The organism is Methylobacterium gnaphalii, assembly GCF_007992215.1.
Lineage (GTDB): Bacteria > Pseudomonadota > Alphaproteobacteria > Rhizobiales > Beijerinckiaceae > Methylobacterium > Methylobacterium gnaphalii.
This window is the reverse complement of record NZ_BJZV01000002.1, coordinates 31,859-47,612: the sequence shown is the minus strand read 5'-3', so window position 1 is coordinate 47,612 and position 15,754 is coordinate 31,859. Positions and strand designations below refer to the sequence as shown.

The window sequence follows — 15,754 nt, the reverse complement described above, 5'->3', positions numbered from 1 at the left end:
GACGCGCGACAGAGCGCCTTTCACGTTCTCACCAAGCCGAAGCGGGCCCGCGATCATCTCGACGAGAGATCGGGCCTCGGCAGTCGCAGTCGTCATGACAGCCTCGGGTGATTTACCCGCGCTCGCGGGTGACCTTCCCAACATCTCGGGTGGCTCCTGTGGTGGGATGAAACCGACCGAAGCACGGGAGCCGAGAGATGGAGGTGAGTGAGAAGGACAGGGACGACGTCACGGGATCTGCCGGCCGCCGTAGTCTTGGCGGGCTTGGGTGGTCGGCAGGACCGGATGGGAGAGTTGGACACGTCAGCGCGAAGGCTGTCGCTGAAACGCTGGCGATCCTGATGATGGACCTCGTCGGCGTACTGCCGATCAGCGACCGCACCGCTGTGCTCGAGCGGCTGACGAACCGCCTCGACGAACAAGGCCGGACGCCGGGCGGCCGCGAGACGGCCGCGCTTCTCGGCAGTGTGGCCGTGGGGCTGATGGGGCTTGAAGTGTGAAGCCTGCATCATGCGCGTGCCTCGACAGAAGGACCAATCGGTGGCGGCTCCTGCAGATGCGAGAGGAATGTGTCTCTCACTGAAGCCCATGCAACCGCTGAAACTGCACCGGCGCTTTCGGCCTCGATCTTAGCCACGACACGTATGGGCGGCTGACGTTCGCCCAGTTCCCAACGGCTCCAGGTCCGAGCGGGGTTACGCCCAGAGACGCCGGCGAGCTCAGCGGCTTGTCGCTGCGAAAGCTCTCGGCTTTTCCGCCATTCCAAGGGAGTCATAAGGCCGACATAGCCATATTGGCTGTTGCGGTGTCAAGCCTGCCATAGCCAATATGGGCATGGCGTGGTTCGCATGACTAAGCTGAATAGGCTTTATGAAGAAGCAGAATCCAAATCGGATAAGCGAGCTACGACTGAGGCGCGGCTGGAGCCAGCCAGAGCTCGGAGAGCGGGTCGGCGCACATTGGGTCACGATCTCCAAGCTCGAACGCGGGTTGATGCGGCTTACCCAGGATTGGATGGAGCGGCTGGGCGCGACGCTAGGCGTTCAGCCGGCTGAGTTAATCGCCGATCCCCCTACAGTCCTTACCGTCTATTCTAGAGGCAATATCGATGACGGCGGACTAGTAGATCCGATATTCGACTATGAAGATGCGGCTATCGAAGATAATGCTGTTCCCTTCGATATTGAGATCGGTACCGTAGGATCAGAGAGAACGGCCTGGTATTTCGTATCGACCGAAAATTTTTATCCCTTTTTTCGAATAGGTGACTTGGTAAGGTTCACCTACCGAGATAACCAATCTCACGAAGAATACTTCGGTCGACTTTGTCTTTTACATCTAGACACAAATGATAAGAGAGTGGTGATTGGGGTACCAAACCGAGGCTCTGATCCTGGTCACTTCGATATTCAAATCATCGGTGGGGCGCCTCTTCGGAATGCGCCGGTGAAGGAAATAGCGGTCGCATCCATGGCACTTTTCGATCCAAACGTCATACGAGACGAGGACGGCTACCCGTCACCATAGCCGATATGGCTTTCTTGGTTGACAGGAACAAAGCCAATATGGCTATGTTGAGCTTCCAAGTGGTGGAGCTCGATCATGTCTGCATCAGCCGTCCGCGCCATCTCGCGCGCACCTCGTCGTCTACAGTACAATAAGACCGACGCTGCGATCGCCCGCATGGTCGCGGGCCAAACCGAACCGCATCCGGACGCCGAGCTCCTGGTGCTCGGCGAGCGCTTCGCGGCTGCGGAGGCTGCCTATCGCGCGGCTTGTCGGCATGCTTCCGAACTTCACTCGGTCTGCCCAGAACCGCCAGCCGAGATCTTCGTCGCTGACGGGGACCATGCTCTCAAGATTGAGGGCTATTCGATCGAGCGCCCCGACGGCCGCCGCATGTATATCGTCGAGGACGCCAACGCGGAATGGAGAGGTCTCCGTCGAGAGCATTGGTGCTGGCAGAGGCGCCCCGCCACGCCTGCAGATCGGCTTCCGGCTGGCGGTCATACGGTCGAGGAGCGCGTTCCATGGCCCGAAGCGCAGGCCCGGGCGGATGAGATCGTTTCCGCCTACGATCGATGGAAGGGAGAGTGTGCCCTAGCCGAGAAGACGAGCGGTCTGGCCGAGGCTGAAGAGGCCTGCAGCCGTGCCGCGCAGGATCTGAGCGACGTCGAATTCGCGATCGAGCGGGCCACGGCCCGCACCCTAGACGGCATCCTGGTCAAGGCGCGGTTCGCCAAGCGAGACATCGACTCTGAGTTCGAGGTCGATCGGCTCCTCTACAAAGGACTGATCCGTGACATCCTGGCCCTCGGAGGTCTCATATGATCCCGGCCGACCACGCGCCGGCGATCGCCCGCTTTCTGACTGAGTCTCACGCGGCGAGCGTGCCGGGCTTCGACCTGCGCGCCGCCCTCGATGAGCACTGGCCAGCCGCCACGGCCGAGGAGATCGAGCGCGGCCTGCAGATCGCGGCCGAGTGTGTGGATGGGCGGCTGGCCGAGATCCGAGCCGAGAACGCCGAGCACGCCGTTGCCCGTCTCGCGCCGGCGACGCGCGCGGAGATGCTCGACGACGTCGCCGCGGCTGTGTCTGGCCTCGGCCGCCTCGACGAGCTGATCGCTGCGCTGGAGCCGATCGGCGCCCGCTGGCCGGATCTGCCCTGGCTGGTCTTCATGGACGGTGTGCGGCGAGGGGCCCGTGCCGCGTAGAGCCGCCAGCGTCACCCAGGCCGACATTGCTCGAGCAATCCGCGCTGTGAAGGCGGAAGGCCTGCCGGTGCTGCGCGTCATCGTGCGAGCCGACGGCGTGGCGGTCGAAACAACGGGAGAATCGGTCGCCAGCCAGCTTGCCGACAAGGGCAGGGTAGTGGTCCTGTGACCGACGACATGCCGCGTCGTCGTCCGCCCCACCTACAGAAAGAGACCACGCGCCACGGATCGACCGTCTGGTACGTCCGTCGCGGTACCGGGCCTCGCATTCGGTTGCGGGATCCATACGGGACGAAGGCGTTTTGGCAGGCCTATGAAGACGCCTTGAAGGGACGGGCGCCGAACTCGGCGACAACGAAGGGCGTGGCTGCCGGCACCGTCGCCTGGGTCGTCGACGCCTATACGAAGAGTCGGGAGTGGAGCGAGGATCTGTCGGCCGCGACGCGCGCTCAGCGCCACGGCCTGCTCAAGGCCATGATTGACGTCGCCGGACACGAGCGGCTCGACGCGATCAATCGGCGATCGATCCAGGAAGGCATGGATCGCCGGAAGGCCAAGCCGCACGGCGCCAACAACTGGCTGAAAACGATGCGGGGGCTGTTCGGCTGGGCGGTCGATCGAGAGTTCATCGGCGCGGATCCGACCCGCGGCGTGAAGCTGATGGCGGGCGCAAACGACCGGAACGGCTTCCACACGTGGTCGGAGGAGGAGGTCGCGAAGTTCGAGCGGCGCTGGGATCTCGGCACGCGCGAACGGCTCGCGCTCGACATCCTGCTTTATACAGGACTGCGCCGGGGTGACGCAGCTCGCCTCGGCCGGCAGCACGTCCGGGACGGCAAGATCCGGATCGTGACCGAGAAGACACAGCAGGAAGTAACGATCCGGATCCTGCTGCCGCTCGCAAAATCGATTGCCGCGGCGCCGATTGGGGATCTCTCTTTCATCACGGGCGAGCGCGGCCGGCCGATGACGAAGGAAAGCTTCGGCAACTGGTTCCGAGACGCGTGTGTCAGCGCCAAGGTGCCGGGAAGGGCCCACGGCCTTCGCAAGGCCGGCGCTCGACGGGCGGCCGAGAACGGCGCGACAGAGGCCGAACTCAATGCGTGGTTCGGATGGGCCGACGGTTCGCGAGAAAGCGCGACTTACGTGCGCGGAGCGAACCGCGCGAAGATCGCCGAGAACCTCGCAAATCGCATGGCCGAGCGAGACGCTATTCCCGCACCTGCCGACCCGGTGCGGGGGCGAGCGCGAAAAAACCAACGTTTGCAGATGGTTGGAAAAAGGATGGCTCCCCGAGCAGGACTCGAACCTGCGACAAGGCGATTAACAGTCGCCTGCTCTACCAACTGAGCTATCGGGGATCACCGGTGCCGCTTTCGCGATCACGGCGCGGTCCTTAGCCCATCGCCGGCGAACAACGCAAGTGGTCTTAGCGCTACGATCGTGCGGGATGTGGCCGGTATGCAGAGTCGGCTCCATGCGGAGGTTGGGGGACGACGAAACCATCGGCATGGGCCCGGAATTCCCGTTGCCGATCGGCCTGCGGCTCTGCTAGAGACCCGTCCTCCCCGATCGGCCGCCCGGTCGGAGGCGACGGCTGCACCCCGGTGCGGCCAACGGGACGGCCTCGTGGCGGAGTGGTTACGCAGAGGACTGCAAATCCTTGCACCCCGGTTCGATTCCGGGCGAGGCCTCCATTTTTCTTCCAGCTATATTGGCTCAACGGGATTGCATCGAGGACGGCGTACGCCTTCCTCTGATCTCGCCCCGGGACAGCATCCGGCGCAACCCTGCGCCATAGTCCGCCCATCCCGACCACCCTGTGATCGCATTCCCACGCGCCCACAGTTCGGCTGCCTGCGAGACGCGCGAAAATCTTGCCTTTTCGGAACCGATCCACGACAACCCGGCGCGCCGGAGCGGCGAGCGACCACGGGGGTCGCTTGAGGCCTGCACCGGCGCCTTCCGAAGGGTTGCAGCCTCCATGCTCGATTACGCTCAGGCTCGGCAGCTCATGGTCGATTGCCAGCTGCGCACCTTCGACGTGAACGACGTCGCGGTGCTCGAAGCCTTCGCCACCGTGCCCCGTGAGCGCTTCGTGCAGCCGGGAACGGAGGACTTCGCCTATATCGACCGCACCCTGCGGCTGTCAGGCAGTGAGGCGTCCTCACGGGCGATGCCGGCGCCGATGGTGCTCGCCCGCATGATCCAGGCGCTCAAGATCCGGCCCGGTATGCGCGTACTCGACGTGGCTGCGGGCTACGGCTACGGCACCGCGCTGCTCACTGAACTCAAGGCACGCGCCGTGGCTCTCGAGTCCGACGCGGATCTTGCGCAGGTCGCGCGTGAGCGCCTCGGGGCGACAGCCGAGGTGATCACCGGTCCACTCGGAGAGGGGGCTGCGGCGCAAGGACCTTACGACGCGATCCTCGTTCAGGGCCGAGTCGAGACACGGCCGCAGGCGCTACTCGACCAACTGCGCGATGACGGGCGCTTGGTGTGCGTGCTCGGCGAGGATCGTGGCGCGAAGGCCACACTTTTCGTGCGGGCCGGCGATGCCTTCGGGGCACGCCCGCTCTTCGACGCCAACCTGCCGGCCCTGGCGGATTTTGCCGTCGCGCACGGTTTCGCGTTCTGAGTGGCGACCGCAGCGCAGGTTGAGCGAGTGTCGCCTTTATGCGCCACCGTCGCGCAATCGCCGGCGGGAAGCCTTCACCATATGGCCCACGGCATTGCTGATCGGCTAAGCTCGCACTGAGGCGGGCAAGCCGGCAACGCATTGAAGTCGCAATTTCAGTGGCGACTGCCGGTACTTTCAGAAACCGCAAGGGCTGATGAGCGTGAGTGTACGGACACCTGCGGCGCGGTTGGCGCGTCGGTTGTCGAGCGCCGCTGTCTTGGCGCTCGCGACCGTCGGACCGGCTGGGGCCGAAACCCTGGAAAGCGCGCTGTCGCGGGCCTATGCCGCGAATCCCGCGCTGAATTCGGAGCGAGCACGGCTGCGCTCGGTCGACGAGACCGTGAGCCAAGCGCAGGCCGGCTATCGGCCGACCGTGTCCATCGATGCCGATATCGGCCTCACTCGGACTCAGGGCCAGGTCTCCGGCCAGCGGCTCGACCAGACGACGCGTCCGGGCGGCGCCGGCCTGACCATCAATCAGACGCTCTTCAACGGATTTCGCACCGACAGCCAAACCCGTCAGGCCGAATCGAACGTGCTGTCGAACCGCGAGGGCATCCGCCTCACGGAGATGACGACGCTGTTCAATGCCGCGCAGGCCTACATGCAGGTCCTCAGCGCGACCGCTAATCTCGAGCTTCAGCGCAACAACGTCGAGGTGCTCGAGGAGCAACTCCGGCAGACCCGCGACCGCTTCAACGTGGGCGAGGTCACTCGCACCGACGTCGCTCAGGCCGAGGCGCGCCTGTCGGGAGCCCGCTCCAGCGTGAGCGGCGCCGAGTCGCAGCTGCGGTCGGCCATCGGCATCTATCGTCAGAACATCGGCGTCGAGCCGCGACAGCTCGCACCGGGCCGTCCGCTCGACCGCTTCGTGCCCAGAAGCCTTCAGGAGGCCATCGATATTGGCCTGCGTGAGCACCCGCAGATCCTAGCATCGCTGCATGCGGTCGATGCTGCGGAGCTGCAGGTGAAGGTCGCCGAGAGCCAGTTGTCGCCGACAGCCGCAATCCAGGGCTCGGTGCAGCAACGGTACGATTCGCAGTTTCCCGGCGACAATTTCGCCGCTGCCTCCATCGTCGGTCGCCTGTCGATTCCAATTTACCAGGGCGGCAGCGAGTACTCGCAGATCCGCCAGGCCAAGGAACTGGTCGGCCAGGCCCGGCTGATCGCCGAGCGCGACCGCGACAGCGTGCGCTCCGTGATCGTGCAGGCCTGGGGACGACTGGAAGCCGCCAAGGCACAGGTTCTAGCCTCTCAGGCGCAGGTTCAGGCCAACGAGGTCGCGCTGAACGGTGTCCGCGAGGAGGCCCGCGTCGGCCAGCGCACGACCCTCGACGTGCTCAACGCGCAGCAGGAACTCCTCAGCTCGCGCGTGAACCTGATCCTGGCCCAACGCGACCGTGTCATCTTTTCCTATGACGTGGTGCAGGCCATCGGTCGTCTCACGGTGCGCTACACCTCGCTGCCGGTCACGCCGTACAGTCCGAAGGAGCATTACGACCAGATCAAGGACCTCTGGTACGGCGTCTCGACGCCGGACGGTCGTTGATGTGATCGGGTCGGGGGCGGGGAAGCGATTCCCTGTCTCTCGACGCATGCGGATGTTCGGCCTCGCGTCTCCGAGTGAATTGTTAACCATCTTCTCCGATTCTCTTCTGCACCCCCTCGCGTGAGTCGTCGTCAGGATGAGTGCTGCAAGCCCCAAGTTCCCGGAGACGATGAAGGAGCCCGCCGCCGGCGAGCCCTCGATGGAGGAGATACTCGCCTCCATCCGCCGCATCATCGCAGACGACACCGCCGACGAGGCCCCGCCCGAGCCGCCGCCGGCTACGAAGCCCCGTGCCGATGACGTGCTCGATCTCGCCCAGGTCGCCAAGCCCGTGCGCCGCCCCGAGCCCGTCGCTTTCGAGCCGCCGGAGGTCGATTTCGGCTTCGAAGACATTGATTTCACGACGGCCGAGCTGGAGCCCGAGCCGGTCGCTCTGCGGAAGGCCGACCCCACCCCGCAGAGCGCGCCGCAGCGCCTTCAGACGGCGGTCGAGGACGAGGTGGTGGACCGTCTGGTGTCGAAGGATACAGACGACGCCGTCAGCCAGCACTTCACGATGCTCGCGCACACCATGTTGACGAGCAACACGCGGACGCTGGAAGACCTCGTCAAGGACATGCTCCGGCCGATGCTCAAGACTTGGCTCGACGAGAACCTGCCGGCGATGGTCGAGCGGCTGGTCCGTGCCGAGATCGAGCGGGTCGCCAGAGGCCGCTGAGACGCTGCCCAATGGTTGACGCCGGGGCGGCGAAGGGTTGAAAGCGGCGGCTTCTCCAAGAAGACCGCCCGCACGATCGGCCCGACCGCCCCATGATGGACAAGACCTTCGATCCCGCCGCAGTCGAGGCGCGCGTCGGCGCAGCCTGGGAAGCAGAGGGCGCGTTCCGCGCTGGCCGCTCCGAGCGCGCGGGCGCCGAGCCCTACTGCATCGTCATCCCGCCGCCGAACGTGACCGGCTCACTGCATATCGGCCACGCGCTCAACAACACGCTGCAGGACATCCTCTGCCGGTTCGAGCGCATGCGCGGGCGCGACGTGCTCTGGCAACCGGGCACCGACCATGCCGGCATCGCCACCCAGATGGTGGTAGAGCGCCAGCTCATGGAGAGCCAGCAGCCTGGTCGGCGCGAGCTCGGTCGCGAGGCTTTCCTGGAGAAGGTCTGGGCCTGGAAAGCCGAGTCCGGCGGCGCGATCGTCGGGCAGTTGAAGCGCCTTGGCGCCTCCTGCGACTGGTCGCGTGAGCGCTTCACCATGGACGAGGGCCTGTCGGAGGCTGTCCTCAAGACCTTCGTCGATCTGCACGCGCAGGGCCTGATCTATCGCGACAAGCGCCTCGTGAACTGGGACCCGAAGTTCCAGACCGCGATCTCGGATCTTGAAGTCCTGCAGGTCGAGACCAAGGGCAACCTCTGGTACTTCGACTATCCGGTCGTCGACGATAACGGCGCACTCACCGGCGAGACCATCACCGTCGCCACCACCCGCCCTGAGACCATGCTCGGCGACACCGCCGTCGCGGTCCACCCGGAGGACGAGCGCTACACGGCCTTGATCGGCGAGAAGGTGCTGCTGCCGATGGTCCGGCGCGCGATCCCGATCGTCGCCGACACCTACTCCGACCCGGAAAAGGGAACCGGCGCGGTGAAGATCACCCCGGCCCACGATTTCAACGACTTCGAGGTCGGCAAGCGCCATGGTTTGCGCGCCATCAACGTGCTCGACGAGGAGGGGCAGATGCTGCTCGTCGGCAACGAGGCCTTCTTCCAGGATGCCGAGCCTGAGCCCGAGGTGCTCGAGCTGCATGGTCTCGATCGCGCCGTTGCTCGCAAGCGCGTGGTTGCGCTGATGGAGGAGAAGGGCCTGCTTCTGAAGATCGAGCCCAACGTCCACGCGGTGCCGCATGGCGACCGCTCGGGCGTGGTTATCGAGCCCTACCTCACTGACCAGTGGTACGTGAACGTGAAGCCGCTCGCCGAGCGCGCCCTCCAGGCCGTGCGCGACGGGCAGACCCGCTTTGTCCCGGAAAACAACGAAAAGGTCTTCTTCCAGTGGCTCACCAACATCGAGCCCTGGTGCATCTCCCGCCAACTCTGGTGGGGCCACCAGATTCCGGCCTGGTTTGATGATGAGGGCAGCATCTACGTCGCGCTGAACGAGGAAGAGGCGCAGGCCAAGGCGTCGGCGGTGCGCGGAGGTCCGGTGACCCTGCGCCGCGACGAGGACGTCCTCGACACATGGTTCTCGTCGGCGCTGTGGCCGTTCTCTACCCTCGGCTGGCCTGAGGCGACGCCCGAACTTGCCCGCTACTACCCCACCAATACCTTGGTAACCGGCAAGGACATCCTGTTCTTCTGGGTCGCCCGCATGATGATGATGGGCCTGCACCTCACCGACAAGGCACCATTCGACACCGTCTACCTGCATGCCCTGGTGCGCGACGCCACCGGAGCCAAGATGTCGAAATCGAAGGGCAATGTCGTCGATCCGCTCGGCCTGATCGAGCAATACGGCGCCGACGCACTCCGCTACACGCTCGCCGCTTTGGCCGCGCCGGGCCGCGACATCAAGCTCGGGACCAATCAGGTCGAGAGCTACCGCAACTTCGCGACAAAGCTCTGGAACGCCTCGCGCTTCGCCGAGATGAACGGCTGCCGCCTCGATCCTGCCTTCCAGCCGGAGGCGGCGAAGGCCGTCCTCAACCGCTGGGCGCTGGGGGAGGCCGCCCGCGCAGTCTCCGAGGTGGCAACGGCGCTCGATGCCTATCGCTTCAACGATGCAGCGGCTGCAGCCTACCGCTTCGTCTGGAATATTTTCTGTGACTGGTATCTGGAGCTGGCCAAGCCCGTGCTTCAGGGTGAGAGCGTCGACCCGGCGCTGAAGGACGAGACGCAGAAGTCGATCGCCTACCTGATCGATCAGATCGCGAAGCTGCTGCACCCGTTCATGCCGTTCCTCACGGAGGAACTCTGGGCGATCAAGGGGGAGGGGATCGCCGACCGCGGGCTTCTCACGCTCGCCTCCTGGCCTGACCTTGCCGGCTTGTCGGATGCCGCTGCCGAAGCCGAGGTCGGTTTCGTGGTCGACCTCATCGCCGAAATCCGCTCGGCCCGTTCCGAGACCAACGTGCCTGCGGGCGCGCAGATTCCGCTGGTCCTCGTCGGCGTCGAGGAGACCGTGCGCCAGCGCGTCGCGCTTTGGCAGGACACTCTGCTACGCCTCGCTCGCCTCTCGGAGATCCGCTTCGAAAACGATGCGCCGAAGAACTCGGTGCAGCTCCTTGTGCGCGGCTCCGTTGCGGCTCTGCCACTGGAGGGCATCGTCGATCTCGCTGCGGAGGTTGAGCGCCTGCGCAAGGAGGAGGGTAAGACGGCAGGCGAGATCAAGAAGCTCGACGCCAAGCTCGGCAACGCCGATTTCGTCGCGCGCGCCCCCGAGGAGGTCGTCGAAGAGCAGCGCGAGCGCCGCGATAGCGAAGCAGCCCGCCTGGAGAAAATCCGCGAGGCGCTGACGCGGCTGTCGGATCAGGGGTGAACTTCGGGATCATCTCCGTCACGGCGGGCGCAGCGAAGCAGTCCAAGCCCAACTCACAGACGGTGCGGGAGTGGCCCTGGATTGCTTTGCTACGCTTGCGACGACGGCCAAGCGTGCGCCACCTCGTGGCTACAACTCACCGGCCGAAAACCTGATGAATCGGCTGCGATGGCCGCGCCGCCTCGGCCTCGCAGTGGCAGGTATCTGCGCGGCCTTCCTGTTCGCCGTTGTTGTAACGGCGAAGTCCGGCGACCCTGCGCTTTATCCGGCCGACGACGCGGACTCGCAGATCATCCACCTCGTCAGCCATGGCTGGCATTCTGGCATCGTGCTGCCACGCGGGGCTCTGACCGGGGAGGACACAGGCGCGGCGTTGCGCAACGTCGCAACCCGGTTCCGAGACTACGAAAAAATCGAGTTCGGCTGGGGCGAGGCACGATTTTATCGTTCGACGCCGGCAGTCTCGGATGTCGATTGGGTCCTGGCGGCGAAGGCGTTGTTCACGCCGGGCGGCAGTCCAGCCGTGGTGCATGTGGTCGGCCTGCCGGATGACCTTCGCTCAACATTCCCCAATGCCGAAATCGCCTCGATCCGCGTCTCCTCAGCCGGCCTAGCGCGGCTGATCGCCCAGCTCGATGCGTCTTTTCGGTTGCGTGACGGGCAGCCGGTGGAGGACGGACCCGGCCTCTACGGGCCGAGCCTGTTCTATGCCGGCACCGGCCGCTTCTCGGTCGTCAATGTCTGCAACCACTGGACGGCCGGCCTGCTCAACACGGCCGGGCTGCCCATCGCTCCCGTGCTCGATAGCTACCCGCGCGGTCTGATCCTCGACCTCGCCTGGCGCTCGGGTGCGACAGTCCTGCCGCTTCCGTAAGGCTCACTCCGCGAATTTAAGCCCGAGGATACCGGTCACGACGAGAGCGATGCAGCCTATGCGCATCGCGGTCACGGGCTCGGCGAACAATACGATGCCCAGGATCACGGTGCCGACCGTGCCGATGCCGGTCCAGACTGCGTAGCCCGTGCCAAGCGGCAGCGACTTCACCGCGAGGGACAGCAACACCACGCTCACCACCATGCTGACCAGCGTCCAGATGGATGGCCAGAGCCGCGTGAACCCCTCGGCGTATTTCAGTCCGATGGCCCAACCGACCTCGAACAGGCCTGCGACGACGAGAATGGCCCAGGCCATGACGGTCTCCGCGCCCGGCTGCGACGGAGCGCCGGACTTCTGAGGCCGACCATGCCGGGCATCCGGCGTGTGCTTTGTGCCGAAGCGCACATCGGAGCGCGATGCGGCGTCAGCTTTCCAGCGGGCTGTCCCAGTACAGGAAGTCGAGCCAGGTGTTGTGAAGCTCGTTCTTCGCCTTGGGCAGGCGCCGGGCGATGGCGTCGAGCTGGTAGGGCGAGGGCTCGAACGGCTGCCGGCGCAGGTGCTGACCGCTCTGCGCCAGCGAGCGGTTGCCCTTGCGCAGATTGTCGGCGCTGCAGCTCGCGACGATATTCGTCCAGACCGACTCGCCGCCCTTGGAGCGCGGGTTGACATGATCGAAGGTCAGTTCCTGCGGCGGAAAGCGCTCACCGCAATACTGGCAGGTGAATTCATCGCGCAGGAAGAGGTGGTATCGCGTAAAGGCGACCTTCTTTCGCCGATGATAGCTCTTGAGGGCCACCACCGAGGGGACCTGGAAGGACTGACTCGCCGAATGCACCTCGACGTCGTCGTAGGTCTTCACCTGGATGACGCGTTCCTGCAGCACGGCGACCAGGGCGTCCTGCCAGTTCCAAACCGAGAGTGGCGCCCAGCTCACCGGCTGCATGTCGGCGTTGAGCACCAGCGTGCGGAGGTTGCCGACATGCGCGTTCATGTCGACCTCCGTCGACTGCAGGCTTCGCCGAGCAATCGTTCGAGGCAGACCGCTGCTGGGAGGGCGACCGTGAAGACTAGGGCACTCGTCATTGACGCAACTCTCTGATCGCGTTCACGAGCTCTGACCCCGTGATTTGGTCCAATACTCCGATACGGCACGACATGGCACCCCCAGCCATTCTTCCGATCTGCAGAAGCTTGGCCATTACAGTTCTGGCAACACTGTTCGGAGCGGGAGCGGAATGGAAACGCCGGCGACAGCTGCCGGGGAGGGGCAGCCGGTGAGACGCGGGCAGCGTGGCGTCGGACTGTGTCACGACGGTCGTCGCTGCCCGGCAGCGGAACGACAGGGCCATGTCCATTGCTGCTCAGTCTAATATCGACGTGACAGGGTTGTGAAGGTCGACACTGGAGGCGAGACGTCGCGTACAAGGATTTTGGGCCCGAAGTGCCCAGTGCGCGCCCGCCTGCACCGTTTCGCCCCATTGATTCGCGACGGAGGGCACGGCGGCGGGTGCGGTTTTCGCGAGTTGCCCCATCTCTGTCGCGGATGATGTCTCCGCCGTGATCGCGGCGTTGCCCTCGCATAAGGACGATAATGGTTCGATCGACCCTTCGCGCCGCGCGCATCGCGGCCTTCTCAGCAATCCTGGCCGGGGCGGCACTCGTCGTACCGACCGGTGTGCTGAGTCAGGGGACGGCGCCGGCTCAGACCCAGGAGCAGAAGGCGGCTCCCGCGCCACAGACCGGCAGCGACAAGACGCAACCGGCACAGAACGCGGCGCCGGCCGCGGCGCCGGCCGCGGCGGCTCCCGCAGCCAAGCCGGTCGCGAAGCCGGCAGTCTCCGAGGGAATCAAGACGGTCCGCGAGCGGCTCGACCAGATCAAGAACGACCTCGACAGCCGCGAGAAACGGATCACCGGCCGGGATGTCAGCACTGGCGCCCTCACGACCGCTCGTGACGGACTTGAAGCCGTTTCCGATCGGATCCGTGCGATTATCGCAGCCCTAGAACCGCGCCTGGAGGCCGCGCGCGAGCGCCTGACCCAGCTCGGCCCCAAGCCGAAGGATACCGAGGAGGGCGAGGACGTCGCCAAGGAGCGCGTCGAGCGCGGCCATGCCGTCGCCGAGATCGACGAGACGCAGCGGCTGGCCAAATCGCTGCTGGTCCAGAGCGACCAGATCGTCGACCAGATCACCAACAAGCGTCGAGCCGCCTTTACGCGCGGGTTGTTCGAGCGCTCCTCGGCGCTGTTCAGTCCCGATCTCTGGGTGAAGATCGGCGCCGACCTGCCGCGCGACCTGAAATCGCTTCAATCCGCGCTTGAGGACATCCTTGATCTGTTTTCGCGCAACGGCAGCCTGTGGAACCTGCTGATCCTCGGGGCCGCCTTCGGCATCTCGTTCGCGCTGTATTTCGGCCGGCGCAACATCGCGCCGAAACTTGGCCGGCGCGACGTCAAGGTCACCGATCCGTCCCGTCGTGCCAAGCTGCTCGCCGCCTGGCGCGTATTCCTGTTGGGCACGGTGCCGGCCGTGGCTGGAAGCTACACCGTCTACTACGCCCTCGACGCCACGAATCTTTTGCCGACCCGGCTGATGCCGGTGGCGAGCGCCATCCTGATCGGGCTCGCCTTCATCGCCTTCGTCCAGGCACTCTGCGACGCGCTGCTCGCGGTCGGCAAGCCGGCTTGGCGCCCGACGCCGATCAGCGATGCCGCCGCCTGGCGCGTTCAGCTCCTCGCCGTGAGCATCGCGGTGGTCATCACCATCTCGAAATCCACCGAGGCGCTCAATTCCGGCATCTACGCCGCCCTCTCGATCTCAATCGCTACCCGCGGCATCGGCGCCATCACCGCGGCGCTTCTGCTGGCCATCGGCCTGCACCGCTTCGCCGATACGGCGGAGAAGGAGGAGGCCTGCTTCGGGCCCTATGTCGGGACCGAGACATCGAGCAGCATCGGCGGTCCACTGCGCCTGCTCGGTTGGGCTGCGACCGTCCTCGTCGGCGCCAGCGCGATCGTCGGCTACGTCGCGCTCGCCTCCTTCCTCGTAGACCAGCTGATCTGGACCGCGAGCCTGTTCGTCCTGTTCTGGCTGCTGATAGCCAGCGCCGACGTGTTCATCGGCGGCTCGCTCAGCGACGATACCAAGATCGCCACGGCGCTGCAGGCGAATACCGGCCTGCGCAAGCGCTCACTCAATCAGATTGCGGTTCTGGCGACGGGCGTCGCCCGCGTCGTGCTGGTGGCGGTGGCGGTGCTGCTGGCGCTGGCGCCCTGGGGCCTCGATTCGAATGACGTCTTCTCGTCGCTGCGCTCGGCCTTCTTCGGCTTCAAGGTTGGCGACGTCACGATCTCGCTCTCGGCGATCGTGTTCGGGCTGGGCATCCTGGCGATCGGCATCTTCATCACCCGCTCGATCCAGCACTGGCTGGAGAACACCTACCTGCCGGCAACCGACATGGATGCGGGCCTGCGCAACTCGATCTCGACGGTGGCCGGCTATTGCGGCTTCCTGCTCGCGCTGGCCACGGCCTTCTCCTATCTCGGCCTGAGCCTCGAAAAACTCACCATTGTCGCCGGTGCGCTCTCGGTCGGTATCGGTTTCGGGCTCCAATCCATCGTCAATAACTTCGTCTCGGGTCTGCTCCTCCTCTGGGAACGCCCGATCCGCGTCGGCGACCAGGTGGTGATCGGCGACTCGGAGGGCATCGTGAAGCGCATCTCGGTGCGCTCCACCGAAATCCAGACCTTCGACCGCTCGGCCGTGATCGTGCCGAACTCCAACCTGATCTCGGGCGTGGTCAAGAACCGCGTGCGCGGCGACCGCAGCGGTCGGGTGATCATCTCGGTCAACGTCCTGCGCAACCAGGATCCGGTCCGGGCTGCCGAGATGCTGATCGAATGCGCCAAGGCGCATGCGGACGTGCTCAAGCAGCCGCCACCGCGCGTGGTCTTCAAGAAGATCGGCGATCCGTTCTTGGAATTTGATTTGATCGCCATGATCAGCGACGTGAATCTCGGGTCCAGCGTGCAGAGCGACCTGAACTTTGCGGTGTTCAAGACCCTCTCCGATGCCGGCTTCATCCCGGCGATGGGTCCGGCCTCGAGCTTCATCACCGTGCAGGGCCTCGAGCCGGTACGCGACGCGCTCGGGCAGATCGCGAGCGCCGTCGGCACCGGCTCCGTGCGCAAGGGCGGCGCGGACAAGCAGACGGCTCAGCGCGACGGCGAGGGTGCGAACCCCGTTCGGCGCAAGCTCGGCACGGCGCCTTCTTGACGCCGATTGCGGGCGAGCACGGGGGCATCGATGCGCTAGCGGCATCGCTCGCGCGGAAGGGCGTACGGCACGGCTCTTGCCGGATGTGCAAGCCCGCTCCTAACTGCCAAACGCGATCCTCCAGGAG

13 protein-coding genes, 2 tRNA genes and 1 pseudogene are annotated in these 15,754 nt (G+C 65.3%); 13 read left to right on the top strand and 3 right to left on the bottom strand.

Going from position 1 to position 15,754, the window contains the following annotated elements:
* Nucleotides 1-197: 197 nt before the first annotated feature.
* From MGN01_RS02105 to MGN01_RS24490, 6 genes and pseudogenes are all read left to right on the top strand, one after another.
* On the top strand, nt 198-500 hold the full coding sequence (locus MGN01_RS02105; protein WP_147044936.1) for a hypothetical protein: 303 nt from the start codon (nt 198-200) through the stop codon (nt 498-500).
* A gap of 370 nt (nt 501-870) precedes the next feature.
* Nucleotides 871-1,527 carry a helix-turn-helix domain-containing protein gene (locus tag MGN01_RS02095; protein WP_147044934.1) on the top strand — a complete coding sequence of 219 codons (657 nt, stop codon included), beginning with the start codon at nt 871-873 and terminating at the stop codon, nt 1,525-1,527.
* Between the two features lie 75 nt (nt 1,528-1,602).
* The gene (locus MGN01_RS02090) at nt 1,603-2,331 is read left to right on the top strand and encodes a hypothetical protein (RefSeq protein WP_147044933.1); all 729 of its coding nucleotides are present in this window, start codon (nt 1,603-1,605) and stop codon (nt 2,329-2,331) included.
* Nucleotides 2,328-2,714, top strand: a complete 387-nt coding sequence (locus MGN01_RS02085; RefSeq protein ID WP_147044932.1) for a hypothetical protein — start codon at nt 2,328-2,330, stop codon at nt 2,712-2,714. Before MGN01_RS02090 ends, MGN01_RS02085 begins: the two co-directional genes overlap by 4 nt.
* On the top strand, nt 2,704-2,883 hold the full coding sequence (locus MGN01_RS02080; RefSeq protein WP_147044931.1) for a hypothetical protein: 180 nt from the start codon (nt 2,704-2,706) through the stop codon (nt 2,881-2,883). Before MGN01_RS02085 ends, MGN01_RS02080 begins: the two co-directional genes overlap by 11 nt.
* An 8-nt stretch (nt 2,884-2,891) precedes the next feature.
* Nucleotides 2,892-3,803: pseudogene (locus MGN01_RS24490) on the top strand (tyrosine-type recombinase/integrase); the annotation flags it as partial.
* Nucleotides 3,804-3,999: 196 nt separating this feature from the next.
* Here the strand turns inward: MGN01_RS24490 and MGN01_RS02070 are convergent.
* A tRNA-Asn gene (locus tag MGN01_RS02070) sits at nt 4,000-4,075 on the bottom strand.
* Between the two features lie 262 nt (nt 4,076-4,337).
* Between MGN01_RS02070 and MGN01_RS02065 the strand changes: the two genes are divergently transcribed.
* The 6 genes from MGN01_RS02065 to MGN01_RS02040 all read left to right on the top strand — a co-directional run bounded on the left by MGN01_RS02065 (nt 4,338) and on the right by MGN01_RS02040 (nt 11,348).
* A tRNA-Cys gene (locus MGN01_RS02065) sits at nt 4,338-4,411 on the top strand.
* A 287-nt stretch (nt 4,412-4,698) separates the two neighbouring features.
* Complete coding sequence (locus tag MGN01_RS02060) at nt 4,699-5,352, top strand: protein-L-isoaspartate O-methyltransferase family protein (RefSeq protein ID WP_147044930.1); 654 nt, start codon at nt 4,699-4,701, stop codon at nt 5,350-5,352.
* A gap of 196 nt (nt 5,353-5,548) precedes the next feature.
* Nucleotides 5,549-6,943, top strand: a complete 1,395-nt coding sequence (locus MGN01_RS02055; RefSeq protein ID WP_147044929.1) for a TolC family outer membrane protein — start codon at nt 5,549-5,551, stop codon at nt 6,941-6,943.
* A 136-nt stretch (nt 6,944-7,079) separates the two neighbouring features.
* A complete protein-coding gene (locus MGN01_RS02050) occupies nt 7,080-7,661 on the top strand; it encodes a PopZ family protein (protein ID WP_174804542.1) in 582 nt (193 codons plus the stop codon).
* Between the two features lie 92 nt (nt 7,662-7,753).
* The gene (locus MGN01_RS02045; RefSeq protein ID WP_147044928.1) at nt 7,754-10,474 is read left to right on the top strand and encodes a valine--tRNA ligase; all 2,721 of its coding nucleotides are present in this window, start codon (nt 7,754-7,756) and stop codon (nt 10,472-10,474) included.
* A gap of 163 nt (nt 10,475-10,637) precedes the next feature.
* Entirely contained in the window at nt 10,638-11,348 is a 711-nt protein-coding gene (locus MGN01_RS02040; RefSeq protein ID WP_373319209.1) for a DUF2459 domain-containing protein, read from the top strand.
* 3 nt (nt 11,349-11,351) lie between these two features.
* Here the strand turns inward: MGN01_RS02040 and sugE are convergent, their stop codons facing one another.
* Both sugE and MGN01_RS02030 read right to left on the bottom strand, forming a co-directional pair.
* Complete coding sequence (gene sugE / locus MGN01_RS02035) at nt 11,352-11,666, bottom strand: quaternary ammonium compound efflux SMR transporter SugE (RefSeq protein ID WP_147044926.1); 315 nt, start codon at nt 11,664-11,666, stop codon at nt 11,352-11,354.
* A 109-nt stretch (nt 11,667-11,775) separates the two neighbouring features.
* Nucleotides 11,776-12,342, bottom strand: coding sequence for an HNH endonuclease (locus MGN01_RS02030; protein WP_147044925.1), 567 nt, complete (start codon nt 12,340-12,342; stop codon nt 11,776-11,778).
* Between the two features lie 600 nt (nt 12,343-12,942).
* On the opposite strand from MGN01_RS02030, the gene MGN01_RS02025 reads away from it, so the two are divergent.
* Nucleotides 12,943-15,627 (top strand): DUF3772 domain-containing protein, encoded by a 2,685-nt coding sequence (locus MGN01_RS02025; protein ID WP_147044924.1) that lies wholly within the window; start codon nt 12,943-12,945, stop codon nt 15,625-15,627.
* Nucleotides 15,628-15,754 lie beyond the last annotated feature (127 nt).

What these genes read in the sequence shown, in the direction of transcription:
- MGN01_RS02085 (WP_147044932.1), top strand. Translation starts at nt 2,328, where the DNA reads ATGATCCCGGCCGACCACGCGCCGGCGATCGCCCGCTTTCTGACTGAG.
- MGN01_RS02060 (WP_147044930.1), top strand. Translation starts at nt 4,699, where the DNA reads ATGCTCGATTACGCTCAGGCTCGGCAGCTCATGGTCGATTGCCAGCTG.
- MGN01_RS02025 (WP_147044924.1), top strand. Translation starts at nt 12,943, where the DNA reads ATGGTTCGATCGACCCTTCGCGCCGCGCGCATCGCGGCCTTCTCAGCA.
- MGN01_RS02030 (WP_147044925.1), bottom strand. Translation starts at nt 12,342, where the DNA reads ATGAACGCGCATGTCGGCAACCTCCGCACGCTGGTGCTCAACGCCGAC.
- MGN01_RS02050 (WP_174804542.1), top strand. Translation starts at nt 7,080, where the DNA reads ATGAGTGCTGCAAGCCCCAAGTTCCCGGAGACGATGAAGGAGCCCGCC.
- sugE (WP_147044926.1), bottom strand. Translation starts at nt 11,666, where the DNA reads ATGGCCTGGGCCATTCTCGTCGTCGCAGGCCTGTTCGAGGTCGGTTGG.
- MGN01_RS02090 (WP_147044933.1), top strand. Translation starts at nt 1,603, where the DNA reads ATGTCTGCATCAGCCGTCCGCGCCATCTCGCGCGCACCTCGTCGTCTA.
- MGN01_RS02055 (WP_147044929.1), top strand. Translation starts at nt 5,549, where the DNA reads ATGAGCGTGAGTGTACGGACACCTGCGGCGCGGTTGGCGCGTCGGTTG.
- MGN01_RS02105 (WP_147044936.1), top strand. Translation starts at nt 198, where the DNA reads ATGGAGGTGAGTGAGAAGGACAGGGACGACGTCACGGGATCTGCCGGC.
- MGN01_RS02045 (WP_147044928.1), top strand. Translation starts at nt 7,754, where the DNA reads ATGATGGACAAGACCTTCGATCCCGCCGCAGTCGAGGCGCGCGTCGGC.
- MGN01_RS02095 (WP_147044934.1), top strand. Translation starts at nt 871, where the DNA reads ATGAAGAAGCAGAATCCAAATCGGATAAGCGAGCTACGACTGAGGCGC.